General features: G+C 72.4%; 8 protein-coding genes. 5 read left to right on the top strand and 3 right to left on the bottom strand.

Annotated elements, in window-relative coordinates; genetic code table 11:
* Positions 1-57: 57 nt before the first annotated feature.
* Entirely contained in the window at positions 58-753 is a 696-nt protein-coding gene (locus B1759_RS04990; protein WP_095513929.1) for a hypothetical protein, read from the top strand.
* 164 nt (positions 754-917) lie between these two features.
* A complete protein-coding gene (locus B1759_RS04985; RefSeq protein ID WP_095513928.1) occupies positions 918-1,655 on the top strand; it encodes an ABC transporter ATP-binding protein in 738 nt (245 codons plus the stop codon).
* Positions 1,656-1,703: 48 nt separating this feature from the next.
* Here the strand turns inward: B1759_RS04985 and aspS are convergent, their stop codons facing one another.
* A complete protein-coding gene (gene aspS / locus B1759_RS04980; RefSeq protein ID WP_095513927.1) occupies positions 1,704-3,593 on the bottom strand; it encodes an aspartate--tRNA ligase in 1,890 nt (629 codons plus the stop codon).
* Between the two features lie 242 nt (positions 3,594-3,835).
* Here aspS and B1759_RS04975 point away from each other — a divergent pair, with 242 nt between their 5' ends.
* Both B1759_RS04975 and meaB read left to right on the top strand, forming a co-directional pair.
* Complete coding sequence (locus tag B1759_RS04975) at positions 3,836-5,341, top strand: hypothetical protein (RefSeq protein ID WP_095513926.1); 1,506 nt, start codon at positions 3,836-3,838, stop codon at positions 5,339-5,341.
* A 70-nt stretch (positions 5,342-5,411) separates the two neighbouring features.
* Entirely contained in the window at positions 5,412-6,344 is a 933-nt protein-coding gene (meaB, locus tag B1759_RS04970; RefSeq protein WP_095513925.1) for a methylmalonyl Co-A mutase-associated GTPase MeaB, read from the top strand.
* 21 nt (positions 6,345-6,365) lie between these two features.
* Here meaB and B1759_RS04965 read toward each other — a convergent pair whose 3' ends face one another.
* Complete coding sequence (locus B1759_RS04965; RefSeq protein ID WP_095513924.1) at positions 6,366-7,028, bottom strand: hypothetical protein; 663 nt, start codon at positions 7,026-7,028, stop codon at positions 6,366-6,368.
* Between the two features lie 118 nt (positions 7,029-7,146).
* Positions 7,147-8,604: a DASS family sodium-coupled anion symporter gene (locus B1759_RS04960; protein ID WP_095513923.1), complete on the bottom strand. Its 1,458-nt coding sequence runs from the start codon at positions 8,602-8,604 to the stop codon at positions 7,147-7,149.
* Between the two features lie 194 nt (positions 8,605-8,798).
* Between B1759_RS04960 and B1759_RS04955 the strand changes: the two genes are divergently transcribed.
* Positions 8,799-14,096 carry a right-handed parallel beta-helix repeat-containing protein gene (locus B1759_RS04955; protein ID WP_095513922.1) on the top strand — a complete coding sequence of 1,766 codons (5,298 nt, stop codon included), beginning with the start codon at positions 8,799-8,801 and terminating at the stop codon, positions 14,094-14,096.
* The last annotated feature ends 81 nt before the right edge of the window (positions 14,097-14,177 follow it).

Below are 14,177 nucleotides of genomic sequence, written 5' to 3'. Positions count from 1 at the left end.
CGTGACAACTGGACGGCGGCATCTCCCGAATGTGGGGTCACACCAGCCCACACCTCCATGCCTCCCGTCACGCCCCTCGCCCTCTCCCTCGCCGCGCTGACCGCCTTCGCGCCCCTCGCCACGGCGCAGGTCCAACTCGCGTCCGCGCCGGTCGCGGCCCACACCATCGAGGCTCCTGGCCGCACGGCCTATGCGGGGCTCTACGCCACCGACGGCGGCATGGTCGAGGTCCGCGACGCCCGCGGCGGCCTCGTGATCGTGGCGCACGGTGCCGAGATCGCCTCGGCGCTGGCCCCCCTCGCCACGACCGACGCCGCCCTCGACGCCCGCACCGAAGCCCTCCTCGATTCCTGGACGCTCGACGATCTCGCCACGATCGTGCAGGCCGTCCGCCCGAGCCAGCGGGAGGTCGCCGCGGCGTCCTTCGCAGCCTACCGCGCGGCGCTCGTCCGCGGTCGCGGCGCCGTCGTCGCGGGGAGCGTCATCGGGACGTTCGAGCAGACCGACGGCCGGCCGGTGACGCTCGTCCAGATGCTCTTCGAGCGCGGCGCCGAGTGGGCGTCGTTCGTCTGGGACGAGTCCGGCGACCTCGTCACGATCACGCGCGGCCTCAGCCCGGTGATCGTCGGCACCGCCCAGGCGACCGGGGCCGACACGTACCGTGCCCAGGACCAGCCGCTCGCCTTCGAGCGCGAGGCCGACGGCCGCGTCCACACGCTCCGCGTGGGCGACCACCTCTCGGCGGTCCGGTAGCGACCGCCGAGGCGCGGGGCTGCCTGTCCGTTCGCCCCGCCCGCCCCCGGACGACGGTGCCCCGGCACCCGAGTCCGGGGGTGTTGTCGTTGGAGACGGGGGCCGGGCTGGGAGGCGGCAACCCCGCCGGGCGCACGGCGTCGGACGAGCCTCTCCCCGGACCGATGACCGACTCCTCCCGCCTCGCTGACTCCCCCGACCCGGCTCCCGAGGCAGGCGGCCTCGTGCTCGACCTGCGCGGCGTCGTGAAGCGCTACCGCGAAGGCGACGCCATGCGCGAGGTGCTGAAGGGCGCGGACCTGGGGATGGAGCGCGGGCTCGTCGGCGCGCTCGTCGGGCGGAGCGGCGCGGGCAAGAGCACGCTCCTCAACCTCGTCTCGGGCATCGACGCGCCGGACGCGGGCACGGTCGTCGTGGACGGCGTCTCGCTGGGCGCGCTCTCGGAGCGCGACCGGACCCTCTTCCGCCGCCGCCACGTCGGGTTCGTGTTTCAGTTCTACAACCTCGTCCCGACGCTGACGGTCGCCGAGAACGTCCGCTTCTTGCTCGACCTGGACGGGGCGCCGGACGCCGAGGCGCGCGCGCAGGCGTTGCTGGAAGAGGTCGAGCTGGCCGACCGCGGCGACGCCTTTCCGGACCGCCTCTCAGGCGGCGAGCAGCAGCGCGTGGCCATCGCGCGGGCCCTGGCCCACGACCCGGGTCTGGTCCTGGCCGACGAGCCGACGGGCGATCTCGACGCCCGCACGGGCGCCCGCATCCTCGACCTGCTGGAGCGCCTCACGCGCGAGCGCGGCCGGTCGCTGCTGATGGTCACCCACGACGACTCGATCCTCGACCGCGTCGACGCGGTCTACCGGCTGGCGGACGGCCACGTCACGCGCGAAGCGGGCGGTCGGGCTTGACCTCCGCCGCCTCGGTGCCGAGGCGGGCAGGGGGACCCGGGGGGTCGGTCAGGTCGGGTCCGAGGCGAGCGGGGTCGTCGTCTCGACGCTCGACGCCTTGCCGACCGTCGCGATGTGGAGCTCGGCGAGCTGCTCGGGGTCGACCACGTCCGGGGCGGACGACATCAACTCCGTGGCCTGCTGCGTCTTGGGGAACGCGATCACGTCGCGGAGCGAGGTCGCGCCGGTCAGCAGCATCACCAGCCGGTCGAGGCCCAGCGCGATGCCGCCGTGGGGCGGGGCGCCGTACTTGAGCGCGTCCAGCAGGAAGCCGAAGCGGCGCTGCGCCTCCTCCTCGGAGATGCCGAGCAGCTCGAACATGCGGGACTGCACGTCCGAGCGGTGGATGCGGATGGAGCCGCCGCCGATCTCGGAGCCGTTGAGCACAAGGTCGTAGGCCTGGCTGCGGACCGCGCCGGGGTCGGTCGCCAGCTTGGCGATGTCCTCGCCGGTCGGGGCCGTGAACGGGTGGTGCATGGCGTGCCAGCGGCCGGGCTCGCCGTCTTCGCCCTCGGCCCACTCCAGGAGCGGGAAGTCGGTGACCCAGAGGAATTCCCACGGGCCGTCGGCGCCCTCGGGGACGAGGCCGGTCTCCTTCGCCATGTGGAGGCGAAGGTCGCCCATCTGCTCGAACACCTTGGGCGCGGTGCCCGCCAGCACGAGCACGAGGTCGCCCGCCTCGGCACCCACGGCGTCGATCACGGCCTGCATCTTGTCGCGCCCGAACACCTCGTCCTTGACCGACTGGCTGAAGTCGGAGCCGTCGGCGGGGAGCTTGGCGTAGAACAGGCCGCCCGCGCCGATCTGCTTGCGGACGATGTCCTTGTCGAGCTTGTCCATCGGCTTGCGCCCGCGCTCGCCCTCGCCCTCGACGCGGATCGCGACCACCGCGCCGCCGTCGTCTAGGATGGACTCGAACACCTTGAAGTCCGAGCCGCGGACGGCGTCCGACACGTCGGCGATCTCCATGCCGAAGCGGAGGTCCGGCTTGTCGGAGCCGTAGCGGCGGATGGCCTCGGCGTAGGGCATCCGCGCGAACGGCGTCGGGATCTCGATGCCGCGCGTGTCGCGCCAGATCTGCGCCACGAGCCCCTCGACGAGCCCGTAGATCATCTCCTCGGTCGCGAACGTCATCTCGACGTCGATCTGGGTGAACTCCGGCTGGCGGTCGGCGCGCAGGTCCTCGTCGCGGAAGCACTTCGTGATCTGGACGTAGCGGTCCATGCCCGCCACCATCAGGATCTGCTTGTACGTCTGCGGGCTCTGCGGGAGCGCGTAGAACTGGCCGGGGTGGACGCGGCTGGGCACGAGGTAGTCGCGCGCGCCCTCCGGCGTCGACTTCATCAGGACCGGCGTCTCGACCTCCACGAAGTCGTTCGCGTGGAAGTAGCTCCGCGCGCTCTGGTAGAGGTCGGAGCGCAGCATCATGTTGCGCTGGAGCTGGGACCGGCGGAGCGCGAGGTAGCGGTACTTCAGCGCCAGGTCCTCGCCGGGCTTGGTCGCCTTGGGGTCGTTCTCGGACACCACGAACGGCGGCGTCGCGGAGAGGGCCAGCACCTCGACGTCGGTGACGTAGACCTCCACATCGCCGGTCGCCATCTCCGGGTTCTTGCGCTCGCGGACGCGGACCTCGCCCTTGGCCGAGATCACGTCCTCGCCACGGAGCCGCTCGGCGAGGTCGGCCAGCTCGGCATTCAGCTCGGGGCTGAAGACGAGCTGCGTGAGGCCGTAGCGGTCGCGGAGGTCGATGAAGTTGAGCCCGCCGAAGTTGCGGCGCTGGTCCACCCAGCCTTTGAGGACGACCGTCTGCCCGGCGTCGGACTCGCGGAGGGCGCCGCAGGTGTGCGTGCGGTCGCCGTGGGTGGGCGCGTCGGTGAGGGGGAGGCGGGCGTCGGCCATGGGTAGAGGGGTGTCGAGGCCAGAAAGCTAGGCGGGCGGAGGGGGGCAGATGGAGGATGGGGGATGGAGAGTGGCGGCGCCTGAGAGCGACTCCTGCCCGGGATCGGTCTCCTTCGGGTGGTGGAGAGCCTGCCGGGAGAGCGATTCCCGGGCGTGCCGATGGAGGTCCCCGGCGGAGGGGAGGGCGGGGGGACGGCGTTCACGGTAGACTCCGGCTGTACCTGCACTTGACCCCGACACCCATGACGACACGGATCGGACCTGTCCTCCTCCTTCTCCTCGGCCTCTTGGTCGCCCCCGCGCTCTCGGCGCAGGAGGCGCCCGGCTGGAACGAGGAGCCCTACGCGCAGACGCTCACGCTCCGCTCGGGCTTCTCCGGCGACCCCCGCGTGGTGGACGTCACGCCCGGCGGCGCCTCGGCGAACCCCCTCAACGGCCCCGGCTGCGTCGGCTACATCGGCTACCGGCCGGACGTGGTGGTGAACTACTCGGCGGGCTCGTTCGATCTGACGTTCAGCGCGTCCTCGGACACTGACATCAACCTGGTGGTCCGCGCGCCCGACGGCCGCTACTACTGCGACGACGACTCCGGAGACGGCCTTGACCCGATGCTGACGGTCTCGAACCCCCGCAGCGGACGCTACGCGGTCTGGGTGGGCGTTTACGGTGAGTCCGGCGAGTACGTGGACGGCGTGTTCGGCATCAGCGAACTCGGCAACGCGGTCTCGATGGGCGATCAGGGCGGCTCGGGCCAGGGCTACACCGACTCGGGGTCGGCCCGCACGACCACCCCGGCGCCGGTCCGCTCGTCCTCGTCGACCGAGATCCCGGGGTGGAACGAGTCGCCGTACGCAGGCTCGATGACGCTGGAGCACGGCTTCTCGGGCGACCCGCGCACGATGGACGTGACGCCGGGCGGCGCGCAGGACAACCCGCTGACCGGCCCCGGCTGCGTCGGCTACATCGGCTACCGGCCGGACGCGGTGGTGACGTACAATCCGAGCTCGTTCGACCTGACGTTCAGCGCAGCGTCCGAGACCGACATCAACCTGGTGGTCCGCGCGCCGAACGGCCGCTACTACTGCGACGACGACTCCGGCGACGGCCTCAACCCGATGCTGACCATCGACAACCCGTCGCGGGGTCAGTACACGGTCTGGGTGGGCGTCTACGCCGAGTCGTCGCAGTACGTGGACGGCGTGATGGGCGTCAGCGAGGTCGGCAACGCCGTCTCGATGAGCGACCGCGGCCGTGCGGGCCAGGGCTACAGCGGCTCCGACACCGCCCGCCCGACCCCGCTCCGGGTGTCGTCCACCGAGATCCCTGGCTGGGATGAGAACCCGTACGCGGGCTCGATGACGCTGGAGCACGGCTTCTCGGGCGACCCACGGACGATGAACGTGACGCCGGGCGGCGCGCAGGACAATCCGCTGACCGGCCCCGGCTGCGTCGGCTACATCGGCCTCCGCCCGGATGCGGTGATCACGTACGACCCGAGCTCGTTCGATCTGACGTTCAGTGCAGCGTCGACGACCGACATCAACCTCGTCGTGCGCGACCCGAACGGCCGCTACCACTGCGACGACGACTCGGGCGAGGGCCTCAACCCCGCGCTGACCGTCGTGAACCCGTCGCGGGGCCGGTACACGGTCTGGGTGGGCGTCTACGGCGAGTCCTCGCAGTACGTCGATGGCGTGCTGGGCATCAGCGAGCTGGGCCACGAGGTCTCGGTGAGCGACCGGAACTGACCCGACGGCGCGTCTTCCTCCGCCCGCCTCGGAGCCCGCACGGGCAGCCCGGGGCGGGCGATCTTGTGGCATGGACGCCGCCTCCCTCGCCCCCTCCGTGCTCGCTGGCCAGCGCCGCGCCGTCGCCCGCGCGCTGACGCACGTCGAAAACGGCCTGCCCGGCGCCGACGCGCTGGTGGACGCGCTCTACCCGCACACCGGCGCCGCGTGGCGGGTCGGCATTACGGGGCCGCCGGGCGCGGGCAAGTCGACGCTGACGGACCGGCTGGTGACGGCCTTCCGCCAGCGAGGGCAGACAGTAGCAGTCGTCGCCGTGGATCCGTCGAGCCCGTTCACCGGCGGCGCGCTGCTGGGCGACCGCGTGCGGATGGACGGCCACGCGGAGGACGACGGCGTGTTCGTCCGCAGCCTCGCCGCGCGCGGGGCCCTCGGCGGCCTGTCCGAGGCGGCCGAGGCGGCCTGCGACGTGCTCGACGCGGCGGGCTACGACGTGGTCCTGGTCGAGACCGTCGGTGTGGGGCAGGGCGAGATCGACGTGGCGGAGACCACCGACACGACGCTCGTGGTGCTCGTCCCGGAGTCCGGAGACGCGGTCCAGGCCATGAAGGCCGGGCTGATGGAAGTCGCCGACGTGTTCTGTGTCAACAAGGCCGACAAACCGGAGGCGCCGCGGCTGGTCAAGGCGCTCCGCGGGATGCTCCACCTGCGGCCCGAGGGGAGCGCCCAGCCCACCGTCGTGACGGCGTCGGCGCTCCAGGGCGATGGCGTGGACGGCCTCGTGGTCGCGCTCGACGCCCACCGCGACGCGCTGGCGGACCGCTGGGACGCCGTCCGGGCCGACCGCCTCCGTCGCCGCGTGCGGCGCCTCGTGGAGGGCCGCTGGCGCCGCACCTTCTGGGCCGACGGTCGGGCCGAGGCGCTCGCCGACGCGGTCGCGCGGCTCGACCCCGCCGACCGGGCGCCGCATCGGCTGGCCGAGCGGGTGCTCGCCGACCCCGGCTGACGCGGTGCGGCCGTGCGGGGACTACTCCACGCCCTGGAGCGTGACCCGGAACTCGGCCGTCTGCATGTCGAGGATGAGCGGCTCGTCGGCGTCGTCGAGGGCGACGATGTAGGCGGCGCCGTCGCGGGCGAGGGCCTCCGCCTCGGCGCAGGAGTCGGCGTCTCCTTCGTCGCAGAGGTCCTGGTAGGCAGCGATCGCCTCGGGGTCGGCGGGGGACGTGTAGCGGCACGTGGCGACGGTCCCGGCACCGGCCACGGCGAACGGCATGTCGCACCCGACGATCTCGAACGTGTAGCCGCCCTCGCCGTCGCGGATGGTGACCTGCTCTCCCGCCTGCAAGCGCCGTGCGTCGTCGCGCGCCATCCACACCGAGGTGCGGTCGGTGAGGTCGTAGTCCTCGCTGCCGAAAGCGTTGAGCATCCCACCCGGCGCGCTGTCCCGCGCGGCCGCGCTCATGCGCACCGTCCCGGCGCTCTGCCCGTCGGCGAGGTCGTACGCGAAGGCCGTGCCCGCCGCGTCGTTCTGCGTCACCGTGACGACGAACGGGTACGTGGCGGGCGCGTCTGTGACGCGGTAGGCGAGCACGGTGCCTGGCGCGGTGAGCGTAGGCCCGGCCGCCTCGGGTCGCGACCCGGCGCAGGCAGAGAGGATGAGTGCGAGGGGGACGACTGAGAAGACGCGCATCGGCACAGGGGGGAGTCTGCCTCCGAGCCTACGGCAGCCGAGCGCCCGGGGCCTCCCCGGATGGGGGTAGGAGAGGCGGAGTGGACAGCCAGTCCGGGGAAGGCTGCCTTCAGATCGCCTACATCACCCAGCCTACCAGCAGCGGCACCACGCCCGCGCACCACGCCGTCACGAGCACGATGAACAGGACGTTCAGCACCGCGCCCGCGCGCATCATCTGGCCCATCTCGATCCGCCCGCTGCCGAAGACGATGGCGTTGGGGGGCGTCGCAACCGGCAGCATGAAGGCGCACGAGGCCGCGAACGTCGTCGCGACGAGCAGCACGAATGGGTCGCCTGCGAAGGGGAGAGCGGCCAGGACCGGCAGGAAGGCCGCCGCCGTGGCGGTGTTGCTGGTCAGCTCGGTCAGCAGCACGACCGTCGTCACCACCACGCCGACGACCAGCAGCGGCGGCAGCGCGCCGACGACGGCCAGCCGACCCCCGATCCACGCGGCCAGCCCGGATGCATCGACGGCGCCCGCCAGCGCGAGGCCGCCGCCGAACAGCAGCAGCACGCCCCACGGGATCGTCGCCGCGGTCGGCCAGTCGAGCAGGCGCTCCCGCACGTCGCCCGAGGCGGCCCCGGCGGGCATCGCGAACAGCACGAGGGCGCCGAGCAACCCGATGCCCGCGTCGCTGGCGCCGGGCACCGCGCCGTCCCACAGAGGCCGCGTCGACCACAGCAGGGCGACCGCGCCGAACACCGCGCCCACGCGCCGCTCCGGGGCGGACGCCGGGCCGAGGGCGGCGCGTGCCCCGCGCACCCAGCCCGCGAACGCCGCCGCGCGCTCGGGCGTCACCGGCGCGACGCCGTGGGGCACCCGCAGAAGCACCGCATAGACCACCCCCAGGCCGAGCATCGCGAACGGCAGACCGAGCACAAGCCAGCCCGCAAACGACAGGTCGACCCCCGCCGTCTCGCTCATGAAGCCCGCCAGGAGCGCGTTCGTCGGCGTCCCGATGAGGGTGCCCGTCCCGCCGACCGAGCACGCGTAGGCGACCGCGAGCAGCAGCGTCGCGTCGAATGGCGTCGCCGGGCCGTCCTCGCGGAGGGCAGCGGCGGCCGACGCCGCGATGGGCAGCATCATGACCGCCGTGGCCGTGTTCGAGAGGCCCATCGACAGCAGCCCGGCCGTCGCGATGAAGCCCGCCAGCACCCGCCGCGGCGCCCCGCCGACACGGTCCAGGATGGCCAGCGCGATTCGCCGGTGGAGGCCCCACCGCTCCATGCCCTTCGCCAGCAGGAAGCCGCCCAGGAACAGCAGCACGATCGGGTGCGCGTACGGCGCCGACGTGTCGGCGATGGACCCGATGCCGAGGACCGGGAACGCGACCAGCGGCACCAGCGAGGTCGCCGCGATGGGCAGCGCCTCGGTCATCCACCAGACCGCCATCACCAGTCCCACGACGGCCGTTCGCCATCCCGTCGCGTCAAGGCCGTCCGGCGGGGGGAGGAGCAGCAGGGCGCCGAGGAGCGCCGCGCCGCCCCAGAGCCCGAGGTGGGAGGCGGGCCAGCGGGACGGGAGGACGGGCACAGAGGGAGAGGCGGGACGCGCTCGTGAAGCTAGCCGACCTCTGTTCCTCCGGCACGCGACGCGAGGGGGGACCTTCCGGGCAGGCACACCCGCCCGCGGCCCGCGACGGGCCGACCTGGAGAAAAAAGTGGGGGTCGGTGATACTCGCCGGTCTGAGACCTCGCACGGAGGGGTGGACCCTCCTCCCCACTTCGATGCTCCGTTCGCTTCTCCTCGCCGCACTCGCGGTCGTGCTCGCCCTCCCGGCTTCGGCCCAACTCTCTGGGACCTACACCGTCGGCGGGGCTCTCCCGAACTACTCCACGATCTCGGCCGCCGTCGCCGACCTGAACGCGCTCGGCACCTCGGGGCCGGTGACGTTCCAGATCCGCCCCGGCACCTACGACGAGCAGGTCACCATCTCCAGCTTCCCCCGCCTCGGCGCGGCGGACGACATGGTCACCTTCACGCGGAGCGCTCCGCTCGCCGCCAGCCCTGTGTGGCGAGCCTCGGGGGTGGGCAGCAGCACCAACTGGGTGGTCCGCCTCAACGGGGCCGACTACGTGTCGTTCGCCGGCATCACATTCGAGGCCGTCGGCGCCACCTACGGGCGCCTCGTGACGTTCGAGAACGAGGCCACGCACAACACCCTCAGCAACTGCACCTTCACGGGCATCACGGGCGCCAGCGCCGACACGGGCTCGCTCCTCTGGGCCGACAACACCGCCAACGACGACAACACCGTCACCGGCAGCACCTTCACGCACGGCTACGTCGGCCTCGACTTCAACGACAGCCTGACGCCGTTCAACGCCCGCACGACCGTCAGTGGGAGCACGTTCGCGTCTCAGACCGAGCGCGGCATTGAGATCACAGGCAGCGGTGCCATCGTGGACGGCAACCAGGTGTCCTCGTGGGCCGCGTCGAATGCGAGCTACCGCGGCATCTACGTGTGGAGCTCGGCGTCGGCGCCTCAGCCGGTCGAGATCACGGGCAACGAGGTCGATCTCTCCATCGGTGACGTCGGCATCTGGCTCGGGTCGACGTCGGGCACGCAGCGGCTGATGGCGAACAACACCGTCGCGCTGCGGAGTGACGGCACGGCGGCGATCTACCTCCAGTACGGCGACGTGGACGTGGTCCACAACACGGCCATCATCGCACAGGGGGCGACCTCGGCATCCGCCCTCTTCGTCGAAGATGGTGCCCCGGTCAACGACGTCGTCCTGGCCAACAACCTCCTGATCGACGACGCGGGCGGGTTCGCGCTCCGCGCGCCGGGCGGCCAGATCGAGGCCTCCGACACCAACAACCTCTACTCGTCGGTCGGCGGCACCTACATCGGCTTCGGCGGCTCCGGCTATTCGACGCTGAGCGCCTACCAGTCCGCGACCGGCCTCGACGCCAACTCCATCGCCGTCGCGGTCACCTTCGCCGACCCGCCGCCGGGCACCCCGGACCTCCACCTCGGCGGGTCCTCCCTCGACGACCTGTCCCTGATCGGCGTCCCGTTCGCCGCCGTCACCACCGACATCGACGGCGACGCGCGTGACGGCTACAACCCGAAGATGGGCGCCGACGAGGGCACGCCGCTCCCGCCGCTCGACAACGCCGACGCGCCGAGCGGCTTCTACGCCGTCGCGGGCTCGTCGCCCTCCTTCCTCGACCCGGCGGAGGCGTTCGACGCGCTCAAGGCGCGCGGCATGAAGGGCCCGGTCACGTTCCGCATCCGGCCCGGCACGTTCACGTTCCGCGAGTCGCTGCCCCCCACGATCCGCGTCGGCCCGGCGGCGAGTGACCCCGCCTCGGCGCTCCTCGCGATCCGCGGCGCCAACCCGAGCAACAAGCCGGTGCTGGTCTCGGGCGCCGCCTCGGGCACCAACTGGACGCTCCGCCTGCGCGGCCTCGACCACGTCGAGCTGAACAACCTCATCTTCGACGCGAGCGCGGCGGGCGTCGACGGCCGCATCCTCGAGCTCGACCTGGGGGTCGACGGGCTCGGCGCCGACGACGTGAGCATCCTGAACTCGACGTTCATCGGCTCCACCTTCGTCGGGGGAACGGACGAGCGGGCCCTCGTCTGGAGCGACGGCGACGGCCACGACCGGCTCACCGTCTCCGGCAGCACGTTCACCGGCGGCTGGGCCGGCATCCACGCCCTCGACGGCCCGTTCAACGCGACGGTCAACGAGGACTGGGCGATCTCCGACAACACCTTCGAGAACCAGACGCGGTACGGGTTCTACGTGAGCCAGCCCGACGGCGTCGTGATCGACGGCAACACGTTCTCGGGGTCCGACGACGACCTGCAGGCGATCTATATCGGATACAACAAGGGGTTCGCGATCACCGGCAACCAGATCGCCCTGACCGGGATCCGCAGCTTCGGCGTGCACATGGACGGCTCCGATGCGGACGCGTCCGGCGTCGCCCTCCTCGCGAACAACTTCGTCCGCGCCGACCGCCCCGTGCTGCTCGGGACGGGCGTCACGGGCATCCGCATCATCCACAACTCGCTCTACGCGAGCGGCACGAACGCGACGCCGCTCTGGGTCGTCGGCAGCAGCGACGAGGTCGTGGAGCTGACCAACAACGTCCTCAAGAGCGCCACCAGCGGCCCGGCCCTCGAGCTGTTCGAGGTGGGCAACCTCCTCGCGGCCGACGGCAACGTCTACCATACGGTGACCGGCCCGGCGCTCGTCACCGTGGATGGGACGGACTACGCGGATCTCGCCGCATGGCAGGCGGCCTCGGGCCTCGACGCGCGCTCGCGCTCCTTCAACGTGGCCTTCCAGAACGCCGGCCAGGGCGATCTCCATCTGGGCGCCACCTCTGACGGCGACCCCCGCCTCGCGGGCGTGCCGGGCACCGGCATTCTCGCTGACTTCGACGGCGAGCTCCGCAGCGTCTTCAACCCGACCATCGGCGCCGACGAGGCCACCGAGCTCGCGCCGCTGGCGGGGACCTACGATGTCGGCACGCCGCCGCCGGGCTTCCCGGCCGAGGACTTCGCCACGCTCCAGGAGGGCCTCGACGCGGTCCACTACCTCGGCGTGAGCGACAACGTCACGCTCCGGTTCCACGACGACTTCGGCGGGTTCCCCGTCACGGTCCGCCCGTTCGACGGGGCCGCCGAGGACCAGCGCCTCGTCGTCCTGCCCTACGTCCCGGCCAACCAGTACGCGTACAGCCCGACCGACGCGGCCTCGAACGGGGCCATCCGCGTCGAGGGCGCGGACCACGTGACGATCGGGTACATGTTCATCGACCTCACCGGCGGGACCGGCGGCCACGGCCAGGCGCTCCGCCTCGAGGGCGAGGTCGACGACCTCCGCCTCCCCTTCTTCGGCGGGTTCGGCGTCTCCGGCTCGGCGTCCAGCGAGGCCGCGCTCATCGGCGGCGCCACGGCGACCACGACGAACCTCTGGGTCGATCAGGGCTTCTTCGACGGCGGCGCCTACGGGGTCTACCTGAACGGTGGCCCCTCCTCCGGCACGACCGTCACCAACAGCACCTTCGTCGACCTCCGCGCTGCGGGCATCCGCCTCATCGAGCACGACGACGTGACGATCTCGGACGTGGAGATCACCAGCGCGCAGGCCAACGCCGACGGCATCGTGCTGGAGGACGGACAGGGGGCCGCGATCGACCGGGCGCGCATCCAACTCTCCGGCACGAGCGGCCTGGCGAGCTACGCGATCAACCTCAACGCACAGAGCGGCACCTTCGCCGACCCGGTCTCGGTCACCAACTCGTTCCTCACCGGCGGTGACCAGGGCGTCGTGATCCTCGACGTGGACCACGCCCGGTTCGCGCACAACACCATCCGGGCCCTCGACGCGGCCGCCCCCGGCGTCTTCCGGAGCGCGGGCGCGAACGGGACCAACATCCAACTCGTCAACAACATCCTCGTGCACGAGGGCGGCGGCCGGGTCCTCTCCGTCGACGACGGCGGCGAGTTCACCGCGCTCGGCCCGAACGACCTCGTCACATCGGGCCCCGTCCTGGCGAGCTGGAACGGGACCGACTACGCCGACCTCGCGGCCTACCAGGCCGGGACCGGCTTCGGCTCCAACTCGGTGAGCGTGCCCGTGACGTTCGCGGACGCCGCAGCCGGCGACCTCCACCTCGACGGCGCCTCCGACGGAGACCAGGCCCTCGGCGCGCTCCCCCTGGCCGACGTGACCGACGACATCGACGGCGACACGCGCTCGACGTCTTACGTCTACCTGGGTGCCGACGAGGCGGGCACGCCGCTGACGCCGCCGACCCCGGACTCCTATGCCGTGATGGGTCCGGCCGCGCTCGGTGCCTTCGCCCACGGCGATGCCGTCAACGTCGCCTGGACCACCCTCGACCCGACGCTGGAGGCCGGAAACGTTCGCGTCTCGGTGCTCTGCCCCGGACAGGCCCCCTTCGTCCGCTACGCCTCCACCGCCAACGACGGCCAGGCCGGCTTCGCCGTCCCCGTCAGCCTCGGCACCCACGGCGGCGTCGACGACCAGGCCGCCGGCTGCACCGTCGAGGTGGCCTCGGTCGCCGATCCGTCGCGCGCGGCCGTCTCGGCCCCGTTCGTCGTCACCGATGACGGCGTCGGCGGCGTGACCACCCGCAAGCTCGACCTCGCGACCGGCTTCAGCCCGGCCCGCTACGGCCTCCAGGACGTCATCAAGTGGTTCTGGGACGAGACGACGGTGCCCACCGGCAACGTCCGCCTCGCGCTCGTCTGCGACGGCCGCGACCGCTGGATCCGCTACGCGAACACGGCCAACGACGGCCAGGCCAGCGCCACGCTCCCGGCCACCTTCGGCGCCTACGACGTGTGCCGCACCGAGGTGACCTCGCTCGCCGACCCGACGTTCTTCGGCCGCAGCGCGCCGTTCCAGGTGCTCGACACGCCGCTGCCGTCGGTCGACGTGCTCGCGCCCGCCGACGAGGACGTGATCGCGATGGGCGCCGACGTCGACATCACGTGGGAGACCGTCGGCGTGGCCGCGGGCAACGCGATCCGGATCCTGCTGGTGGACCTGACGAACGGGCCGCCGAACCGGCTCGTGGCGCAGACGACCAACACGGGGACCTACACGTGGTCGGTCCCGACGGACCTCGACCCGAGCGCCGAGTACCGGCTCTCGGTCAAGGCGACGGCCGACGACGGGACGTTCCCGACGGCGCTGATCGACCCGCTGACGTTCGTGTCGGCAGGCTCCCTGACCGCCTCGGCGAGCGCGTCGGCGGAGGCGCTCCCGACCGAGCTGGCGGTCCTGTCGGCTCGTCCGAACCCGACGCGGAGCCGGGCGACGGTGCGCGTGGGGCTGCCGGAAGCCGGTCCGGTGGACGTGGCGGTGTACGACGCGGTGGGCCGCCGGGTGGCGGTGCTGGCCTCGGGCGAGCGCGGTGCCGGGTGGCACGACCTGGGCGTCGAGGCGGGCGACCTCGCGCCGGGCGTGTACGTGGTGCGCGCGATGGCAGGTGACACGGTCGCCACGCGGACGCTGACGGTCGTGCGGTAGCGCCCGGCTCGGAGGGTCTCGGGATCGCCCCGTCGGCTTCGGTCGGCGGGGCGATTTCGGTCTGCGCCCGTCTCGCGTTCG

Origin of the sequence: Rubrivirga sp. SAORIC476, from assembly GCF_002283555.1 — a bacterium.
Lineage (GTDB): Bacteria > Bacteroidota > Rhodothermia > Rhodothermales > Rubricoccaceae > Rubrivirga.
Note: the sequence above shows the minus strand (reverse complement) of the source record. Positions and strands in the feature narration are given on the sequence as shown.